The organism is Nocardia sp. NPDC005978 (assembly GCF_040614455.1).
Lineage (GTDB): Bacteria > Actinomycetota > Actinomycetes > Mycobacteriales > Mycobacteriaceae > Nocardia.
This window is the reverse complement of the sequence record NZ_JBEXUS010000021.1, coordinates 44627-63467: the sequence shown is the minus strand read 5'-3', so window position 1 is coordinate 63467 and position 18841 is coordinate 44627. Positions and strand designations below refer to the sequence as shown.

Genomic DNA, 18841 nt, shown 5'->3' with positions numbered 1-18841 from the left:
ACGGTGTGCGGCGGTGTATCGGCGGGGAGTGTCCATGTGCAACAGCGGGCCGCTGCGAAGCGGCGGGCTTCAAGCATGAGTGGCGCGGACCACACCGGTCCGCGCCACTCCACGTTAGATGGTCCCGCTCACTCCTCGTCGGGAGCATCGGGGAAGGCCTGCTGCGTGTAACCGCCACGCAGTGTGCCCTCCAGGTAGGCCGCCTTGCAGGCGGCGCGCGCGATCTTGCCGCTGGATGTGCGCGGAATCGAGCCCGCGGGCACCAGCAGAATGTCCCGCGCGGTCACGCCGTGCCGCGTCGAGAGCGCACCGCGCACCGCGTCCGCGATCGGCTGCGGGTCGGCCTTGCCGGCGCCCGGGCCGCGCTCGGCCACGATGACCAGCTGCTCGGAACCGTTGTCCGGATCGTAGGGCAGACCCGAATGGCTCTCCGCCGCAAACACTTCGGCGGGCAGCTGATTGGCCGGCACCGAGAACGCGGCGATGAAGCCGGCCCGCAGCTGGGTGGAGGCCTCCTGCGCGGAGAACTCCAGATCCTGCGGGTAGTGGTTGCGGCCGTCCACGATCACCAGGTCCTTGACGCGACCGGTGATGTACAGCTCGCCGTCCACGTACACGCCGTAGTCGCCGGTGCGCAGCCAATTGCCGTCGACCGGAACGCCTTCGGCGTGCGAGCCCTCGGCGACCCGGTTGACGATCCGGTTCCGGAAGGTCTTCTGGGTCTCCTCGGCGCGACCCCAGTAGCCGATGCCGACGTTGTTGCCGTGCAGCCAGATCTCGCCGACCCGGCCCTCGGGCAGCTCGGTCGCGCCCTCGGGGGAATCGAGCGAGGCCGGATCCACGATGGCGCCCCACTGCGAGACCGCCACGTAGCCGCAGGAGACCTGGGCGATCGAGTTCGGTGTGCCGTGCTCGACCTTCACGATCCGGCCGGCGTTGAGCTCGGTCCGGTCCACGTAGATGACCTTGGCCTCGTCCTCGTGCCGGGTGGCCGAGACGAACAGGGTGGCCTCGGCCATGCCGTAGCAGGGCTTGATGGCCGTCTTGGGCAGACCGTACGGGGCGAACGCCTCGTTGAACTTCTTCATCGACCCGGTGGTCACCGGCTCCGAGCCGTTGATCAGGCCGAGCACGTTGGACAGGTCCAGCGATTCACCGGCCTTGGGCACGGCGCGCGCGGCGGCGTGCTCGAACGCGAAGTTCGGTGCGGCGGCGAAGGTTCCGGCGCCGTCGGAGACGGCGGCCAGTTCCTGGATCCAGCGCGAGGGGCGGCGCACGAACGCCGACGGCGACATGATGGTGATGTACTTGCCGCCGACCGCGGGCAGGATCACCGTGAGCAGGCCCATGTCGTGGTACAGCGGCAGCCAGGTGACGCCGCGCGAGTTCCAGTTCAGGTCCAGCGCGTTCACCATCTGCAGCACGTTGGTGCCGACGCCACGATGGGTGATCTCCACACCCGCCGGGGTGCGTGTCGAACCCGAGGTGTACTGCAGGTAGGCGATATCGTCGATCGCGATATCGGGGCGAACCCAGGATTCGCCCACACTGTCCGGGATCGCGTCCACGGCGATGATGCGGGGACGCTGGGCCGCGGGCAGCGCACGGAAGAACTGGCGTACACCGGCGGCCGAGGAGCTGGCCGTCAGGATCGCCGCGGGCGTGCAGTCACCGAGCACCGCGTGCAGGCGATCGGTGTGGCCCGGCTCGTCCGGATCGAACAGCGGCACCGAGATGGTGCCCGCGTAGATCGCCGCGAAGAAGGAGATGACGTAATCCAGCCCCTGCGGGGCCAGGATCGCGACCCGATCACCGCGCTTGGTCACCTGCTGCAGTCGAGCGGCCACCGCGCGCAGCCGAGTGCCGAACTGACTCCAGGTGAGGTCCTGGTACACGCCGTCGCGCTCACGGGAGTAGTCGATGTAGCGGTAAGCCAGATCGTTCGCGTCATTCCCGGCTGTGTGCTTCTCGACGTAGTCGACGAGGGTGCGCCCCTCGGGAATCGTGATGTTCCCCGTTTCGTCGAGGTAATCGTCGAAAGTCTCGTCCATTCCTTCTTCTCCTCCGAGGCACACGCGACATGGGCGGCGACGATGCCGCTGTTGCCTGTGTGGGGCCCCGACTTTTCGCCCGCGGGGAGCTCTTGCGAGAGCCGACCTGCAGAATTCTGTTGCGGTCTGCGCGGTGACCGTCTATTGGCTAGATGTACTCAAACCAGGGTCATGTTACAGAGCGGCCACCCTGCCATGCTCCGGAGCGGCCAAACATATCCCAGCTCACTCGGCATCCGCACACGGGATCACCGGCGCGAATGTCGATGTTTGGGTGGGCGATGTTCACACACGATGGCATCGATGTGAGTTGCCGCACCCGGCGGACCCGGGCGACGGTCCCGGCTGATGTGCCGACCGCCACAGCCGGCGAAGACAGAGGAGTTGCACACGCTGAACACCTTCGGGCGAGTCCCGGCGTCGGCGTGTCCTCCATTTTCTCCCAGCCCGGAGCGGTCGCCGTAGGCGGTACGGCGGCGACTGCTCTCATGAACACCTGCTCCTGGCTGGCCGGATTGTGCTGCGGCACCGCGCAAGCCAGGCACCGCAATCTGGAGCACTCTACAACGTGACCCCGAAACTAGGGGGTCGGTCAGTAAGTCAGGAATGTGCGGGATGCGGAGCTTTCTCGATCAGGCCCGTTGCCCAGTCGACGGTCCAGGTCGTGGCGGTGGTGCCGTTGGCGTCCACGACGAATCCCGCGTAGAGGCTGTGCACCGGGTTGCCCGCGGCTTTCACCAGCGTGCCGACGCTGGCCATGATGTTCAGCGGGTTCAATGCCTGCTTGGGTGCGTCGCAGATGAGATCGCCCGGGGAGCACATGGTGAACGAGCGATCGGCCAGCGCACCGAAGCCCGCGCGCGGGCCGGTCATGGTGATGCCCGGGACGTTCAGGCCGCGCAGGGCCACCTCCGCGCCGACCCCGGGGGGCGAGACGCCGATCTCGGTGGGTTGTCCGGCCCCCTGATCACGCCGCCCGTCCGCGATGACGGTCACGCCCAGCACCTTGTCCGCCGGGACCGGTCCGTCGCCCGCGCCGATCTGGGCGGCGATGTCGCCCGCGATGACCGCGCCCTGGGAGAAGCCGACGATCACGTAGCTGGTGAGCGGGCACGCCGCGTACGTCTCGGCCAGCTTCTCGGTGGCCTTGCGGGTGCCCTCGGACCGCGAGTTGTTGTAGGACTGCTGACCGTCCGGTGGCAGCGCGACGGGATTGGAGAACTGCGCCACGTACGGGACGGTGTAGACCTCCAGCCGGTTGTCCGGGAACTTCGCCCGGACCGGGTTGGAGATGTTGAGCATGAGCGACGCCGGATTCGCGGACGGGTTGTACGGGTCGTCGGTGCTGCTGGACTCCCACGTACCGGGCACCGACAGGAACAGCACGTCCGGGCAGCTCTCGGGCTGCGAGGTCGGCGGCGTCGGGCCGGGGGGCGTGGGGCCGGGCACCTTCAACCGGCCCGCGAGCAGGTACCACAGCAGCAGCACCACGATGATGACGATCACGATCGCGGCGATGAGCAGCAGGCAACCCGCCGGGGCGGACCGGCGTCCGGAACGGCGTCGCGACATCACTTGTCGCAGTAGTTGGCGGAGGCGACTTCGTAGTAGATCTTGCCCGCCTGCTCGACCGACATCTTCGACTCGTCGAAGCCGGGATCGGAGCCCGCGATGGCGGTCACGTAGGTGATGATCTGGTCCTCGGGCGCGCCCTGGGCCTTGCCCTGGCACACCAGGTTGCCCGCGGTGAGCGCGATGTCGGAGGCGGCGGGGTTGATCCCGCGCTTCTTGAGCTCGTCGAGGAAGGTCTTGTCGCGGTCCGCGAGCGGGGCCGAATTGCTCGGGGTGGTGATGAACTCGCTCGGCACCGGCTTGGGCCGCTCGACCACCGTGCTGGAGGGCTCGCCGCCGGGCGCGGGCGCGGCCTCGGAGCCGGGGGTCTCGGCGCCGGGCGTGGTGGCCGCGGTGGTCTTGGCCGTGGTCGGGGTCAGAGTGGGCGTGCTCGTCGCCGTCGAATCGTTGTCACCACAGGCGGCGAGCAGTCCGGTGGCGGCGAAAGCGAGAACGACGCCGAGAACCTTGCCACGGGTCCGATGCATTTATTCGTTTCCTTGATCTGTCTGCGGGCACCAGGTCGGCCCCCACATTAGCGGCGACCTCTGCCGACGTCGCTGACTCGGAGCCGAACCTCATGCACTTCTAAGAGAAAATATGCCCGCCGCACCCCGCCCCAACAGGTCAGTTGGGGCGTACCTCCGGGCCGAGGGCCGGAATCGGGAGGGGAAAGCCCTCTGCCGCTTCCAGCCCGGGCGGCTCGGTCGTGGTGGGCGCGGCCGCCGGCCCGGGCCCGGTCGCCGGCGCGGGCTGATCCGCGCGGGCCGGGCCGGCGCCCGGCAGTGCTTCGGGTCCGGCCGGATCGGGCTTGGCCACCACCGGCTTGGTGTCGACCGGCCCGCCCACGGGACGCCCGTCCAGCGAGAAGACCTGCGCGCGGTCACCCTGCACCAGAATCGAACCACCCTGGAAGGCCTGCTGGGCGCCCGCGGCCGTCACGCCCTCCTCACCGATCGGGAAGCCGAGCGGACCGTTCTCGAATCCCTGCGCGCCCCAGGCCTGCATGATCGGGCCGTTGCGCACGCCCCATGCTCCCGACAGCGGACTCCAGTAGATGTTGCCGCCCTCGAAGGCGACGTAGCGGCCGAGATCGCGCAGTCCCTGCTCGGCGCCCATCGGGAAGCCGAAAGCACTGTTCTCGAAACCGATCTGGGCGTACCTGCCCAGGATCAGGCCCTGCAGCAGGTGCGCGCCGGTCTTGGCGCTGAAGTACATGGGCCCGTGTTCGAAGCCCTGCACCACGCCGTCCCGGTTCGGGGTGCGCTGTTCGGGGCCGTTCGGATAACCGGCCGGGCCGCCCTCGAAACCCTGCCTGCCCCACTCGTCCAGGATCGCGCCGCGCACCATCTGCGCGCCGGTCTGCGGGGTCCAGTAGATGGATCCGCTCTGGAAGCCCTGGAAGCGGCCGCGGCCGTCGGGCAGCACTTGCTCACCGCCGGTGGGGAATCCGAGCCCGCTGCCGGCGCCGTTCAGACCGGCGAAGGTGCCGCTGATGGCGCCCCCGACGACCTGCGCCCCGGTTGCCGGGGAGAAGTAGACCTGCCCGTTGCGGAAATCCTGTGCGACGCCGTTGGCGACCGGGTACTCCGGGGTCAGGCAGTCGCCGAGCCAGTTGTTGGCCTGTGCCGCACCGGCTATCGCACCGCCGAGCTTGCAGTCGGTGGCGGTGCCGTCCACGCCGAGCGAGGCCGCGATGTCCGACCAGGACTGGCGCATCTCGAAGTCCCAGTAGGGCCAGGTGTGCGTGCCCGAGGGGCGGTAGCTCACCTGCACCGGGATATTCAGCTTGTGCAGCTTGGACACGAAGTTCTGGGAACTCAAGCGGGACAGCACTTCCAGGCCCACGCCCGCGTAATTGCTGGTGAGACCCGGAATGTCGGACGGCGGATCGGAGGCCCCGGCGGTGCCGCTGCCGCTCGAGATGTACAGCCCGACGCCCTTGAGCTGGTCGGCGATCTCGTAGGGGTCGTGCGCTTTCCACTCCGGGCTGCTCGGCGGGCCGAACATGGCGTTGGAGTCGAAGCCGCCGGAATCCTTCATCGCGAAGTTGACCATCTGCGGCATGCCGAGGGTGGTCAGCGTGAGGAAACCGGAGTACGACGAGGCGTGCCGGACCCAGCCGGGATTGCGCGCGGCCAGCATCATGGCCGCGGTGCCGCCCATCGAGAGCCCGGACACCGCACGGGCATTGGTGGCGCGCCACTGGCTTTCCAGCAGCGGCGGCAGTTCCTTGGTGAGGAAGGTTTCCCACTTGTAGTTGTGCCCGTTGTCCGGTTGCAGCCAGTCGGTGTAGAAGCTGGACTGACCGCCGATCGGCAGCACCACGGTGACGTTCTTGTCGGCGAAGAAGCCCGCCGCGCCCGCCTCCTTGGTCCAGCCGTTCTCCTCGTTGGTGGCACGCAGGCCGTCCAGCATGAACATGACCGGGAATTTGGCGTCCGGGCGGGAGCGCCAATCACGGGCCAGCAGTAGCTGAACCTGGACGGGTGTGCCGGAGGCGGGCGAATTCACCCACAGTGCCACCCGGCGATCACCCAGCCACACGACTTTCTGGACCGTCGCCGGACCCGTAGCGGCGGGGGCCTCGGGTTCGGCAGTGGCCGGACCCAGCCCCGTGAAAGTCACCGCGACCAGTGAAGAAATCAAGGTCGCGGCTATTGCCGCCCAGCGTCGGCGCGCTCGCTTCGTCCCACGAACAACTCCAACCACACAAGTGTTGTACCCCTGATTTCCGCGAGAGCTGGGGAGGACGCGCGGAAATCAGGAGCGTTCAGCAAACGACCGGTTTTCTTTGACCGATTCTCGGAATGGCTCGGTCGGTCGTTTCCCGTATGCCCCTACACCCCCAGGGCGGCGAGGATGTCCGGGCGCGCGGTGGCGAGCTGGTCCTGCCAATAGCCCCAGGAATGGGTGCCCTTGGCCGGACTGTGAAAGTTCGCGTCGATACCGAGCTGCTTGAGCCGGGACATGAACGCGACCGTGTTGACCATCGACAGCGCTTCCAGCGCAATGGCGTTGACCGTGTTGAAGGCGGTCTGGCCCTCGCGGTTGTCGTACGGTCCCGGAATGCCCGAGGCTGCCGAGACGTACATGGGCAGCCCGCGCAGCTGCGGCGCGAACACGAACGGGTCCATCCGCAGCCACGCCGGGCTCCACGGCCAGGCCATGGAATCGACGTTGAAGCGGCCCGCGTCGAGCATGGCCAGGCGAATCGCCTCGCGCATCCCGGGCGCGGAGATGTTGAGGTAGCCCGAGAACGACGACGCGTGCTTGAACTGATCCCGGTGGTAGGCCGCCAGGGCCAGCGCCGCCGAACCGCCCATGGACAGACCGGCCACCGCGTTGCGGGTCCGCGAGACGCCGTGCTGCTCCAGGAAAGCGGGCAACTCGTCGCTGAGGAAGGTCTCCCACTTGTAGGTGAACTTCTGGCCGTTGGTGCCCGAGGGCGCGCGCCAGTCGGAGTACCAGCTCGACTGGCCGCCGACCGGCATCACCAGCGTCACATCGTCATCGATGAACTGACGCATCGCGTTGGTCTCGAAGGACCAGGCGTTGAAATCGTCCCGCGCGCGCAGACCGTCGAGCAGGTACAGCGCGGCGTCGCCGCCGCGCGCCGCCCACTGCACCTGGACCTTCACCGGGCCCATGCTCGAGGGCACCATGAATTCCTGGAAGCGCGGGCGCGCCGGCGGTTCCGGGGCGGCCGGGGGCGCCGGATCGCCCGCGGCGGCCGGATTCGGCGCGGCGGCGGGCGCCGCGGCGGCCGGGTCGGCGGCGGGTTTGGGGTCGGCGGGTTTCGGATCGGCCGCGGGCGCGGCCTCGGCGGCCGGGGCCGGGTCGGCCGCAGGCTTCGGATCGACCTCCGGCTTCGGGTCGGCGGCCGGCTCCGCACCGCCGTCGGGTGCGCGCAGCAGGGGGGCGGGGGCGGCCGAGGCCGAACCCGAGATACCCGGCAGCGCAGCGACTCCCGGTAAGACCGTCGCCCCGGGCAGGACCACCGCGGCGGCCGCCACCGTCAGCACGCGTCGCCACTGACGCGTCTTCGCGAGGGGAACCGAGTCGAGCTCTCGAACCGAACGTGGGCATGACGCGCCCTGTGCTGCCATCAGAATTGTGCTCCTGAACCGCAAGGGGGGAACGACACCAAACGTGACTGGCGTCACGGACATCGGAGCACATTACCGGTGCATACCCGGTTGCTGGCAAGTATCTCGTTCAGCTGGCGTGTATTTCGGCCTTTCCCTCCCGGAAGAGGATGTAGCCGCGCTGGAAGTCCTGCCGTGCGCCGCCCGGAATGGGAGTTTCGTCGCTTATTGGAAAACCAAGCGTTCCACCGGGTCCCGCCGCGCCCTGGTACGCGCCGCCGATCGACCCGCCCACCGCGTGCGCCCCGCCGGCCGCGCTCCAGAACACGCGACCGCCCCGGAAATCCTGTGCCGCGCCCCCGGCCAGCGCGAACTCCCGCGTCACGCATCCGCCCAGCCAGTCCTTCGACTGCGCCACGGGCGCAATGGCGCCGGCGGCCGCGCAGTCCGGCGCGCCCGCGTCGACGCCGAGCGCGGACGCCGCCTGCGGCCAGGACTGCCGCATCTCGAAATCCCAATACGGCCAGGAATGTGTTCCGGAAGGGCGGTAATTCACTTGAATGGGAATGCTCAATTTATTGAGCTTTGCTACGAATAGCTGAGCCGAGAATCGCGCCAGCACTTCGAGGGCCATTCCCGTCCAGTCGGTACTCACCCCGGGAATTCCGTGCGGTATGTCGCGGCGCCCGGCGAGCCCGCTACCGCTGGAGACGTACAGGCTCACGCCCTTGAGGCGCTCGGCCAGGGCGTAGGGATCGTGCGCGGCCCACTCCCCGTCGGTGGCCGGCCCCCACATGTTCTCCGAGTCGTAGCCGCCCGCCTCGCCCATGGTGTACCGGATCGCCTGCGGCATACCGAGAGTGGTCGTGGTCAGCACGCCGGACAGCGATCCGGCGAAGCGCACGAAGCCCGGATTGCGGCTCGCCAGGGTCATGGCGGCGCTGCCGCCCATGGACGCGCCCAGGATGCCGCGCACGCCGCTGGTGCGCCACGAGCGATCCAGCAGCGGCGGCAGTTCCTTGGTGAGGAAGGTTTCCCACCGATATGTCTTGCCGCGGTCGGGTCTTCGCCAGTTGGTGTACCAGCTCGATTGCCCGCCCACCGGCAGGACGACCGTGATGTTCTTGTCCGCGTAGAACTTCTGCGCACCGGCCGTCTTGGTCCAGCCGCTCTCGTCGTCACCCGCCCAGCGCCCGTCGAGCAGGAACAGTGCCGGAAACCGGCTGTCCGGCTGCAGATTCCAATCGCGCGCCAGCAGCAGCTGTACCTGAACTCGATCGCCCATGGCGGGCGAGTCGACCCACAGCGCGACCCGTCTATCGCTCAGCCACACCACATTTCGCACCGCGGGCGCGGACGGCTCCGCGACCGCCGCACCCCCCGTCACCAGGACCGACGCGGCTACCGCGAGCGCGATCAGACCACCGCGCCCGCGTCTCCCCCATCCACCACATGCCACACGTGTCACAGTAGGTTTCTACCGCGCCAACGCCTTTCGCGGGAATCTCCGAGATCCTCGTGACAACGAACACACGGGCGGAATCACCGCCGGACACAAAAAACCGGCCACCCTCGCGAGAGGATGGCCGGTCTTTCGAGAGCGAGTGCGCTCAGGAGTTCAGCGACTGCAGGATGAGCGGCCGCGCCTTCCAGAGCTCGGCTTCCCAGTTCTTCCAGGTGTGCGTGCCCGCGGCCGGGAAGTCGTAGGTCGCCTGGATGCCCAGCGAGTTCAAGCGCTGCTGGAACAGGCGGGTGGTGACCATCGAGATCGCCTCGATGCCCATGGCGTTCGCGGTGTTGAACGCGCCGATGGCCGAGTTCGGCGCCTCGGTCGGCAGACCGCTGGCGGCCGAGATGTACATCGGCAGACCCTTGAGCTGCGGCGCGAAGACCGCGGGGTCCATCCGCAGCCACGCGGGGCTCCACGGGGCGGCGAGGGAGTCCACGTTGAAGCGGCCCGCGTCCAGCATCATGACGCGAATGGCTTCGCGCATGCCGGGAGCGTTCCAGTTCAGCGGACCGGAGAACGAGGACGCGTGCTTGAACTGACCGCGGTTGAACGCGGCCAGGCGCAGCGCGGCCGGGCCGGACATCGACAGACCCACAACCGCGTTGTTGGTCTTCGAAACGCCATATCCGGCAAGGAAGTTCGGGAGCTCCTTGGTGAGGAAGGTCTCCCACTTGTAGGTGTACTTCTGGCCGTTCGTGTTGCTCGCCGAAGTCCAGTCCGCGTACCAGCTGGACTGACCGCCGACCGGCATCACCAGGGTCACATCGTCGTTCTCGAACTGCTGCATCGCGTTCGTCTCGAACGACCAGGCGTTCTTGTCGTCACGCGCGCGCAGACCGTCGAGAAGGTAGATGGCCGAGGAACCGCCGTTGCGGGCCCACTGCACCTGGACCTTGATCGGTCCCATGCTGGAGGGAACCATCAGTTCTTCGAAGCCGCCCGCGGGGGTGCGGTGCACGGGGCCGAAGGCGGGGGCGGCCAGAGCGACAGCGGGAGTCGCCACTGCCGCGGCGGTCGGGATTGCCAGTGCCGCGGCGCCCGCAGCCAGAAGTCGTGCGCCCCAACCACGATGAGCACCACGTCCTGACTGGACTCCACCCGGCATGGCAGACCTGCCGAAACGCATGGATACTGCTCCTTCTCTACTGCTGTAGTTCAGTTGTTTCGCACACGCGCATGGCGAAGCCACATAGATGTGTGCGATCAAGGCTCACCAAGGCCCACTACGAATCCCGACGCTTCGAGTGGGCCCGGCGCTACCACGGTCCGGTAACTTGCGCTCGCTGGAGGGTATTCGACATTCCGATCCCTTGGCAAGGTGATGCTAATTCCGGCCGTAATCGTGCGGTGACCTTATCGCGAATCGGACGTGATGTCGCGGCAACCGGGAAATCCCTATGCCTCAGCCGATGTTGGCGCTCAAGTCCGGCAGCATCTTGAAGACCTGGTCCTGCCAGTAGTGCCAGGAGTGCACGCCGTCCGGGGTGTAGTCGAACACCGCGTTGCTCGGTCCGAGCGAGTCCATACGGGCTTGGAATGCACGGGTATTCGCGAGTGCGACGCTCTCCAGACCGGAGGCATTGGTGACATTGAAGGCGTCCAGCGGGGAGCGCACCGCGTCGCGCGGGCCGGGCACACCGTTTCCGGAGGAGATCCACAGCCGGGTGCCATTGTCACGCAGGCGCGAGGCGAAGACGAAAGGATCATGGCGCAACCACAATTCGCTCCACGGCGGTCCCCACATGGAATCGATGTTGTAGCCGCCTGCGTCGAGCAGCGCCAGCCGCAGCGCTTCGCGCATGCCGGGCGCGGAGATGTTCAGGTACCCGGAATAGGATGCGGCGTAACGGAATTGGTCGGGGTGGTAGGCGGCCAGCACGAGTGCGGCGCTGCCTCCCATGGAGAGGCCGAAGACCCCGTTGCCGTTCGGATTGAAACCCAGCCGGGACGCGAGCGCATTGCGCAGATCGCGGGTCAGGAAGGTCTCCCAGGCGTAGGGAGCGGACTGGCCGTTCGTATTGCTCGCCGAGATCCAGTCGGAGTAGAAGCTGGACTGGCCGCCGATCGGCATCACCACGTTGATGTTCCAGGCGGGCAGCACCTTCGAGATGTCGGTGTCGATCTCCCAGCCGGAGAGGTCGTTTCTGGCTCTCAAGCCATCGAGCGCGTAGACGACGCGCTGGGTGTTGCCGTCGTGCGCGCGGAAGATGCGTGACTTGATCGGCCCCATGCTGGAGTCGACCCAGAAGTCCTGCCCGGCGGGGTCGAAGGCGGCGGCCGCGGGTGCGGCTCCCCCGCTCAGCGCGCTCGCCCACGGTAGGACCAGGGCCACTGCGAGACCCGCCACCACATTGCGTATCCGAACAGACCGCATCCACTCGCCTTTCAGGCATCGATGACCATGACGAATTGCAGAAGCTCTGTGCCGCTCCGGCTTCTCTATAGGCGCATATTCGGAGCCGAGGACCGGGGAAACGCACCCGGATGCGGAATCGTGATCCGCCGGGATCGGAGTACGGCGAAGGCCCTCACCCTCCGGGGGCGGGGGCCTTCGCGCACCTGCGATCGCTATCCGATATTCGCCGAGAGATCCGGGATCATCCGGTAGGCCTCTTCCTGCCAATTCGTCCAGGCGTGCAGACCCTGGGGCGGGAAGGAATAGACCACATTCTGGGCGCCGAGGAAGTTCATCTGCGCCTGAAATGCCCGAGTATTGGCCAGCGCCAGAACTTCCAGGGGCGAACCTCGTACCAGCCGATCGGCGGCGGCCCCGAGTGGGATGGCCAGATCCGCGTCCATCGGCGTGCCACTGCCCGCTGCGATCCACAGCCGGGTGTTGTTGGCAATGAGGGTGGGGGCGAAGACGAACGGGTCCATATGGAACCACTGGGGCCCCCAGGGCGGGGCCATCGAGTCGACGTTGTACCCGCCGGCATCGATCATGGCGATGCGGATGAGTTCACGCATGGCCGGGGCCGAGATGTTGAGATAGCCGGAGAAGGCGCCGGCGAAACTGAATTGATCGGGGTGATAGGCCGCGAGCGTCAGAGCCGCGGAGCCACCCATGGAGAGGCCGAAAACACCGTTTCTGTTGGGATTGAACCCGAGCCGATCCTTCAGCGCCCATCTCAGCTGATTGGTCAGGAAGGTTTCCCAGTCGTATCTGTAGCTCTTGCCCGGTCCCGCGCCCAGCGCCTCGGTCGCGCCCGAGCCGGTGTTCGCGGCCGAGGAGCCCGCGCCCGCCGGCACTCCGAAGAACGAACTCGGTGCGGCCCAGTCCGCGTAGAAACTCGACTGCCCACCCACCGGCATGACGACATTGATATTCCAACTGGTCAGCACCTGGGCGACATTGGTGTCGTTTTCCCAGCCGCTGATGGTCTCCGGGGCTCTCTGGCCGTCGAGCGCGTAGACCACCCTGTTGGTATTGCCGTCCGCCGCTCTGAAGATGCGCGACTTGATCGGTCCCATGACCGGCGAATCGACCCAGAAGTCGAATCCGGCGGGGTCGAAAGCCGCGGTGGCGGGCGCGGTTCCGATCACCGTCACCCCCAGTGGCAGGAGCAGCGCTGTCGCTATCCCCAGCACCAACCTTCTTACGCCCGTACTTCGCATCGACCTAGCCCTCTCGTTGGAGCAGAACCGAGCTTTCCAAGACTGATCTTCTTCGATACACGGCGCTTATCGGGCGATCGACTCGGCGTGTTAGGCCGGAGTCGTGCGCTGGAACCGAACCGAGACCGCTGACCTGGGGCGAATCCGAAACGGCGGGCGCGAGAAATTGGTGCGGGCTTTCCGGAAACGGCGAAGGCCCCCGCCCGGAAAGGGCGGGGGCCTCGAATGGCCGGGCGAGAACGAATCAGCCGATGTTGTTCGACAGGTCCGGAATCATGCGGTAGACCTCGGCGGCCCAGTTGTTCCAGTTGTGCACACCGGTGCCCGGGAAGTCGTAGGTCACGTTCCCGGCGCCGATGGAGGCCATCCGGACCTGGAAGGCCCGGGTGTTGGCCAGCGCGAGCGCCTCGAGCGGCATGCCCTGGATGACCGACATGACGCCGGAGACGTCACCCGGACCCGGGATGGCGCTCGCCGCGGAGATCCACAGGCGAGTGTTGTTGTCCTTGAGGCGCGGTGCGAAGACGAAGGGGTCCATGCGCAGCCAGGCCGGGCTCCACGGCAGCGCCATGGAGTCGATGTTGTAGCCGCCGGCGTCGATCATGGCCAGGCGCAGGGCCTCGCGCATGCCGGGCGCGGAGACGTTCAGGTAGCCGGAGAACGAGCCGGCGTAGCTGAACTGGTCCGGGTTGTAGGCGGCCAGGGTCAGCGCGGCCGAACCGCCCATGGACAGGCCGAACACGCCGTTGCGGGTGGTGCTGAAGCCGAGCCGATCGCGCAGCGCGTTGCGCAGGTCGCGGGTCAGGAAGGTCTCCCAGGTGTAGCGGTAGCTCTTGCCCGGCCCGCCGGCCATGAGCTGGAACGCGCCCGAACCCGACGAGGACCCCGCGCCCGAGCCGGTGCCCGAACCCGAGGAGGACAGCGAGCCCGAGCCGGTGCCGGCCTCGACGCCCAGGAAGGTGCTGGGGGCGACCCAGTCGGCGTAGAAGCTGGATTCGCCGCCGACCGGCATGACCACATTGATGTTCGCGGCGGTCAGCGCCCGCGCCACATCGGTGTCGTTCTCCCAGCCGTTCAGGTCGGTGCGGGCCCGCATGCCGTCCAGCGCGTAGACCACGCGGGAGGTGTTGCCGTCGGCCGCGCGGAAGATGCGGGACTTGATCGGACCCATTCCGGTGGAGGAGTCCACCCAGAAGTCGAACGCGGAGGGGTCGAAGGCCGCGTTGGCCGCACCCGCTCCCACACCTGCCACCGACACCCCGAACGGCAGCAGCAGTGCCATCGACACCCCGAGTACCGACTTCTTCACCCAACCGCCGCTCGATCTCCGACGTCTATCCTGCTCGCCTCGCATATTCCGTACGGCCTTTCGCTTCTGTTCGTGTCCACGGCGTCTTCGCGGCCGCTGTGGGCGTCTCGGGCACCCTATCGTGTGACGGCTAACTGAGCGTTATCAGAAAGAGACAGATGTGATGGGGGCCACGCACGGGGGCGTTTGTGGCCCGAACCCGCTGGTCAATACAACGTAGAGAACAAAACCGTGATCTCGGAAACACCGTCACCACCGGACACCACCGGCATCGCACATCCCTCGCACATCACCGGCAACCCGCCGGTTATGCGTGATGAGCATGGTGAAACCCCACGATCCGAAGATCGTGGGACAGTGTCGGTTTCGGCCGGGCAACCGACTCAGCCGATATTCGCCGACAGATCGGGGATCATGCGGGCGAGTTCTGCCTCCCAGTTCTTCCAGTTGTGCACGCCCACGGCCGGATAGTCGTAGATCGCGTTCTTGCCCCCGACGCTCGCGAATCGGGTCTGGAAGGCCTTGGTGCCCATCAGCGCGACGGCTTCGATGCCCATGCCCTGAATGGTGGTCATATTGATGACGTCGGTGGAGGTCGGCAGTCCGCTGCCCGCCGAGATCCACAGGCGGGTGTTGTTGGCCTTGAGTTTCGACGCGTTGGTGTACGGATCGAGCCGGGTCCAGGACGAGTCCTTGGCGCCGCCCAGCGCGTCGATGTTGTATCCGCCGCAGTCGAGCATGGCCAGGCGCACCGCGTTGCGCATGATCGGCGTGGACAGGTTCAGCGCGCCGGAAAGCGAACCCGCGTAGACGAACTGGTCCGGGTGGTGCGCGGCGATGGTGAGCGCCGCGCTGCCGCTCATGGACAGCCCGAAGATGCCGTTGCGAGTGACGTTGAAGCCCAGCCTGTCCCGCAGCGCGTTGCGCAGGTCCTGGGTCAGGAACGTCTCCCACTTGTAGGTGTAGGTCTTGCCCGGGCCGCCGGCAAGCACCTGGGAGGCACCGGAACCGCTGCCCGCCGCCGAGCCCGCGGGAATCCCGAGGAACGTGCTCGGGGACTTCCAGTCGGCATAGAAGCTGGACATGCCGCCGACCGGCATGACCACGTTGATGTTCGCGGCGGCCAGGGCGCGAGCGCCCTCGGTCTCGATCTCCCAGCCGTTCAGGTCGTCCCGGGCGCGCTGGCCGTCCAGGGCGTAGACCACCCGGTCGGTGTTGCCGTCCTGCGCCCGGAAGATGCGGGATTTGATCGGGCCCATGCTGGAGTCGACGTAGAAGTCGAAGCCGTCGGGATTGAAGGCGGCCTGCGCGGCGGCGGGCTCGAATCCCGGTGCCGCGACCGAGACCCCGAAGGGCAGCACCGCGGCCAGGGCCAAGCCGACGGCGGACTTGCGCGCCCAGGTTCGCGTTCTCGAACCATCCCGCGTCTGCTCGCGCTGGTGCGCCCCATCCCCGTTGCAGCGTCGCATTGCCGCGCCCTTCATTCATGCGCGCGAGGGCCAGCCGGCGCCCGCGTGGGTTATCACGACAACCGTTGCGGTGCATACGAGATGGTTCGGCCCGGTTGTTCTGTGGATGCTATCGCGGAAAGGCCCCCTCGGTGTTACCAAACCGAGATGCGAGTTTGTTAATCCTTTGCGAATCGGACAGAACGGCGGCGGCCCATTGTTAATGGACCGCCGCCGTGTGGTTTTCGAGAGTTTTGCCGGAAGTTACCGAGGTGCGGGTTGTGTCGGATCGACCAGGTCGCACCGCTCGATCTCGTACTTGGGCACCCGGTCGATGCGATAGCTCGCGAACTCCAGCGCCTGCTGAATATTGTGCCGGAAGCGATCCAGGGTCAGCGGCGCCCGCGAGGAGGCCAGCAGATCCTGGGTCTGCGGGCAGGACAGCGCGGTGCGCGCCTGCGTCACCCACTTGTCGTCCATGAACCAGGGCAGCCACGGCTTCTGATCCACCATGCCCGCGTCCACCACGACCCAGTCCGGGTACAGGTTCTTGTCGTGCCCGATGCGGCCGTCGACGAGCCGCTCGGTATGCGCGGCAAGCGGATACGCCAGCCCCATCTGATCGATGACGCGCACGTCCAGCGGAACGTTCATGGAGGTCATGCCGAGATTGAGGAAGAACACGGTATGCCCGGCCCCGCCCGCGGGGATGGGCTCCGGCGGCGGCGCGATGTACCAGAACATGAAGGACGGCGAATTCAGCAGCAGGCCGCCGTTGGGCGTATCGGCGATATCGCGCACCATGGCGCGCATGCGCGGATAGTCCAGGTAGTCCTCGGCCCGAATCGGATGGTCGTGGCCGGTATTGAGCACGTAGTACACGCGCTCGTCCACGATGCCGGTCGAGCTGATCTTGGTACCGCTGGTGATGGCCGTGGTGTTCGCCGCGAACAGCGCCCAGCCCGCCGTGCCCAGGAACACCCCGAGCACGACCACGAAAGCCCAGTCCAGACGGCGTGATCCGTGCGCGGAGCCGCCGAGGAAACCCTCCGGGATCCGCAGCGGCAGCACCGCGACGGGCAGCAGCAGGCAGAACAGCTGGGGCAGCAGCACGCGGCCGTGCATGAAGTCGCCGCCGACGCGGATCTGGTAGACCGCCAGCAGCAGGCCGCTGCCGACCATGAGCAGCACCACCGCGGCGGGGCTGTGCAGGGCCGCGCTCGCCCGCTGAATCCGGTTGCGCGGGGCGGTGTCCGGTTCGGAATGCTTACCGGTCGGCGTCTCGGGCCGGCCGTAGCGCACGGCGACCGTGCCGCCGACCGCCAGCAGCACCAGCGGCACCAGCAGCCAGTACGGGCCGATGAAGTTCCACAGGTAGACGAAGCCCTGTTCCCACTTCGCGCCGCCGGCGTCCTTGGCGACCGCCGTGTTCGGGTAGGGCAGGCCGTAGTAGCCCATCCGCCACACCTGGTACGCGATCGGCACCAGCCCGGCCACCGCGACGATCGCGACGCGGAAGAAGATCGGGCCCAACCGGGTCCGGGGCACCGGCGCGCAGAAGAGCATGATCAGCGCGAGGGCGCCGACCAGGGTCATCTCCGGGCGGATGAGCGGGGCCAGACCGGCGCAGAACACCAGCCCGAAATAGCCGGGCAGGCGCGGATTCTCGGTCTGGGACCAGCGAATCAGCCACCACCACAGCACGCCGAGCCAGCAGATGACCAGGCTGGTCTCGAGGCCGGAGGTGACGTAGTCGCGGGCCGGGGGCACCGCGATGTAGACCAGCGCGCCCGCGGGCAGCAGCAGGGCGGAACCCGTTCCGCCCCACAGCCGCGCCGCGCCGAGCATGGCGAACACGATCGCCAGGACCGAGAGCACGAGCGCGATGGCGAGCACCACGTATTCGAGCCTGCCCTGGGTGAGCCAGCTGAAGAACCAGACGATGTAGGTCCAGGCCGTGCTGGTGTTCGCCTCGACGCGTTCGCCGGCGTTGAAGACCGGGCCGTTGCCCGCGAGCAGGTTGCGCACCGTGCGCAGCACGATCAGGCCGTCGTCGGCGATCCAGCGGCGCTGCCAGCCGCCGGCCGCGAACAGCGTCGCGGTCAGCGTGATCCCACCGATGAAGATGGCGCGGGACAGCAGCGAGTAGCGACCGCCGGCTTCTCCGGCACGACGACCGGCGCCGCCGAGCGGCAACTGTGCCGTCGGGGCGCCCGCCTCTCGCTCGTGTCCCTCGACCACGTCAGGTGAGATAGACAGCGACACCTACCGCTCCGATCCAGGCTATTGCGAGGAACTGGAGGATGCGGTCCCCCAGGGCGATCTCTTCCGGCTCACCGGCTTCGCCGCCGTCGACGTCGACCGCGTAGCGCAGGATGGCGATGGTGAACGGGATCATGGAGATCGCGAACCAGTCGGTGTCCTTGACCCGGCCTTGTTCGAACGCCCACAGGCCGTAGAACACCACGACCGCGGTGGCCGAGAGCATCCAGACGAAACGCAGGTAGGTCGGGGTGTAGTACTGCAGGGACTTGCGGATCTTCGCGCCGGTGTCGAGCGCGATCTTCAACTCCGCGTAGCGCTTTCCGGCCGCCATGAACAGCGAGCCGAACGCCATGATCAGCAGGAACCACTGCGACAGCTTGATGTCGGCCGCCGCGCCGCCCGCGATCGCGCGCAGCAGGAAGCCCGAGGACACGATGCAGATGTCGAGCACGGCCTGGTGCTTGAGGCCGAAGCAGTACGCCAGCTGGATGCCGATGTACACGGCCATCACCACGGCCAGATGCCAGGACGCGACGAAGGACACCGCGATGGAACCCACCAGCAGCGCCGCCGACAGCATGTAGGCCAGGTTCACCGGCACCACACCGGCCGCGATGGGCCGGAAACGCTTGGTCGGATGCGCCCGGTCGGCCTCGACGTCGAGGGCGTCGTTCACCAGGTAGATGCCCGAGGCCGCCATGCAGAACACCAGGAAGGCGATGCCGACATGCCCGATGACCGTCCAGTCGCCGACCACCAGATCACCGGCGGCGGTCTTGCCCGCGGCCAGTGGCGCGGCCAGCACCAGCACGTTCTTGACCCACTGGCGCGGGCGCATGGCCTTGATCAGGCCGCCGGCGAGGGTCTTGGGCGGGCCCTTGACGACCCCCTCGGCTAGGTCGGTCCCGGTCGGCTCTTCGCTCATGTCAACAAGCGCTCTTTCC

The 18841-nt window shown here is 67.5% G+C and carries 12 protein-coding genes and 1 pseudogene; all 13 read right to left on the bottom strand.

Annotation, left to right across the window (positions count from 1 at the left end; genetic code table 11):
* Positions 1-128 precede the first annotated feature (128 nt).
* A complete protein-coding gene (gene fadD32, locus ABZ319_RS12545) occupies positions 129-2051 on the bottom strand; it encodes a long-chain-fatty-acid--AMP ligase FadD32 (protein ID WP_354986486.1) in 1923 nt (640 codons plus the stop codon).
* 600 nt (positions 2052-2651) lie between these two features.
* A complete protein-coding gene (locus ABZ319_RS12540) occupies positions 2652-3623 on the bottom strand; it encodes a cutinase family protein (protein WP_354986485.1) in 972 nt (323 codons plus the stop codon).
* Positions 3623-4150, bottom strand: a complete 528-nt coding sequence (locus ABZ319_RS12535) for a DUF732 domain-containing protein (protein WP_354986484.1) — start codon at positions 4148-4150, stop codon at positions 3623-3625. The genes ABZ319_RS12540 and ABZ319_RS12535 overlap by 1 nt, the downstream gene beginning before the upstream one ends.
* A 139-nt stretch (positions 4151-4289) precedes the next feature.
* The gene (locus ABZ319_RS12530; RefSeq protein WP_354986483.1) at positions 4290-6290 is read right to left on the bottom strand and encodes an alpha/beta hydrolase-fold protein; all 2001 of its coding nucleotides are present in this window, start codon (positions 6288-6290) and stop codon (positions 4290-4292) included.
* 212 nt (positions 6291-6502) lie between these two features.
* On the bottom strand, positions 6503-7687 hold the full coding sequence (locus ABZ319_RS12525; protein ID WP_354986482.1) for an alpha/beta hydrolase family protein: 1185 nt from the start codon (positions 7685-7687) through the stop codon (positions 6503-6505).
* A gap of 232 nt (positions 7688-7919) precedes the next feature.
* Positions 7920-9140 (bottom strand): annotated as a pseudogene (locus tag ABZ319_RS12520) (alpha/beta hydrolase-fold protein); the annotation flags it as partial.
* A gap of 220 nt (positions 9141-9360) precedes the next feature.
* On the bottom strand, positions 9361-10365 hold the full coding sequence (locus tag ABZ319_RS12515; RefSeq protein WP_354986511.1) for an alpha/beta hydrolase family protein: 1005 nt from the start codon (positions 10363-10365) through the stop codon (positions 9361-9363).
* A 297-nt stretch (positions 10366-10662) separates the two neighbouring features.
* On the bottom strand, positions 10663-11634 hold the full coding sequence (locus tag ABZ319_RS12510; RefSeq protein ID WP_354986481.1) for an alpha/beta hydrolase family protein: 972 nt from the start codon (positions 11632-11634) through the stop codon (positions 10663-10665).
* A 194-nt stretch (positions 11635-11828) separates the two neighbouring features.
* Positions 11829-12875 (bottom strand): alpha/beta hydrolase family protein, encoded by a 1047-nt coding sequence (locus ABZ319_RS12505; RefSeq protein WP_354986480.1) that lies wholly within the window; start codon positions 12873-12875, stop codon positions 11829-11831.
* Positions 12876-13119: 244 nt separating this feature from the next.
* Positions 13120-14229 (bottom strand): alpha/beta hydrolase family protein, encoded by a 1110-nt coding sequence (locus tag ABZ319_RS12500; RefSeq protein ID WP_354986479.1) that lies wholly within the window; start codon positions 14227-14229, stop codon positions 13120-13122.
* 338 nt (positions 14230-14567) lie between these two features.
* Entirely contained in the window at positions 14568-15653 is a 1086-nt protein-coding gene (locus tag ABZ319_RS12495; RefSeq protein WP_354986478.1) for an alpha/beta hydrolase family protein, read from the bottom strand.
* A 243-nt stretch (positions 15654-15896) separates the two neighbouring features.
* Positions 15897-17828, bottom strand: coding sequence for a flagellar motor control protein ZomB (zomB, locus tag ABZ319_RS12490; protein WP_354986510.1), 1932 nt, complete (start codon positions 17826-17828; stop codon positions 15897-15899).
* 46 nt (positions 17829-17874) lie between these two features.
* Positions 17875-18822 (bottom strand): decaprenyl-phosphate phosphoribosyltransferase, encoded by a 948-nt coding sequence (locus tag ABZ319_RS12485; protein WP_354986477.1) that lies wholly within the window; start codon positions 18820-18822, stop codon positions 17875-17877.
* Between the last annotated feature and the right edge of the window lie 19 nt (positions 18823-18841).

What these genes read in the sequence shown, in the direction of transcription:
- ABZ319_RS12515 (WP_354986511.1), bottom strand. Translation starts at nt 10,365, where the DNA reads ATGCCGGGTGGAGTCCAGTCAGGACGTGGTGCTCATCGTGGTTGGGGC.
- ABZ319_RS12485 (WP_354986477.1), bottom strand. Translation starts at nt 18,822, where the DNA reads ATGAGCGAAGAGCCGACCGGGACCGACCTAGCCGAGGGGGTCGTCAAG.
- ABZ319_RS12505 (WP_354986480.1), bottom strand. Translation starts at nt 12,875, where the DNA reads ATGCGAAGTACGGGCGTAAGAAGGTTGGTGCTGGGGATAGCGACAGCG.
- ABZ319_RS12535 (WP_354986484.1), bottom strand. Translation starts at nt 4,150, where the DNA reads ATGCATCGGACCCGTGGCAAGGTTCTCGGCGTCGTTCTCGCTTTCGCC.
- fadD32 (WP_354986486.1), bottom strand. Translation starts at nt 2,051, where the DNA reads ATGGACGAGACTTTCGACGATTACCTCGACGAAACGGGGAACATCACG.
- ABZ319_RS12540 (WP_354986485.1), bottom strand. Translation starts at nt 3,623, where the DNA reads ATGTCGCGACGCCGTTCCGGACGCCGGTCCGCCCCGGCGGGTTGCCTG.
- ABZ319_RS12510 (WP_354986481.1), bottom strand. Translation starts at nt 11,634, where the DNA reads ATGCGGTCTGTTCGGATACGCAATGTGGTGGCGGGTCTCGCAGTGGCC.
- ABZ319_RS12495 (WP_354986478.1), bottom strand. Translation starts at nt 15,653, where the DNA reads ATGCGACGCTGCAACGGGGATGGGGCGCACCAGCGCGAGCAGACGCGG.
- ABZ319_RS12500 (WP_354986479.1), bottom strand. Translation starts at nt 14,229, where the DNA reads ATGCGAGGCGAGCAGGATAGACGTCGGAGATCGAGCGGCGGTTGGGTG.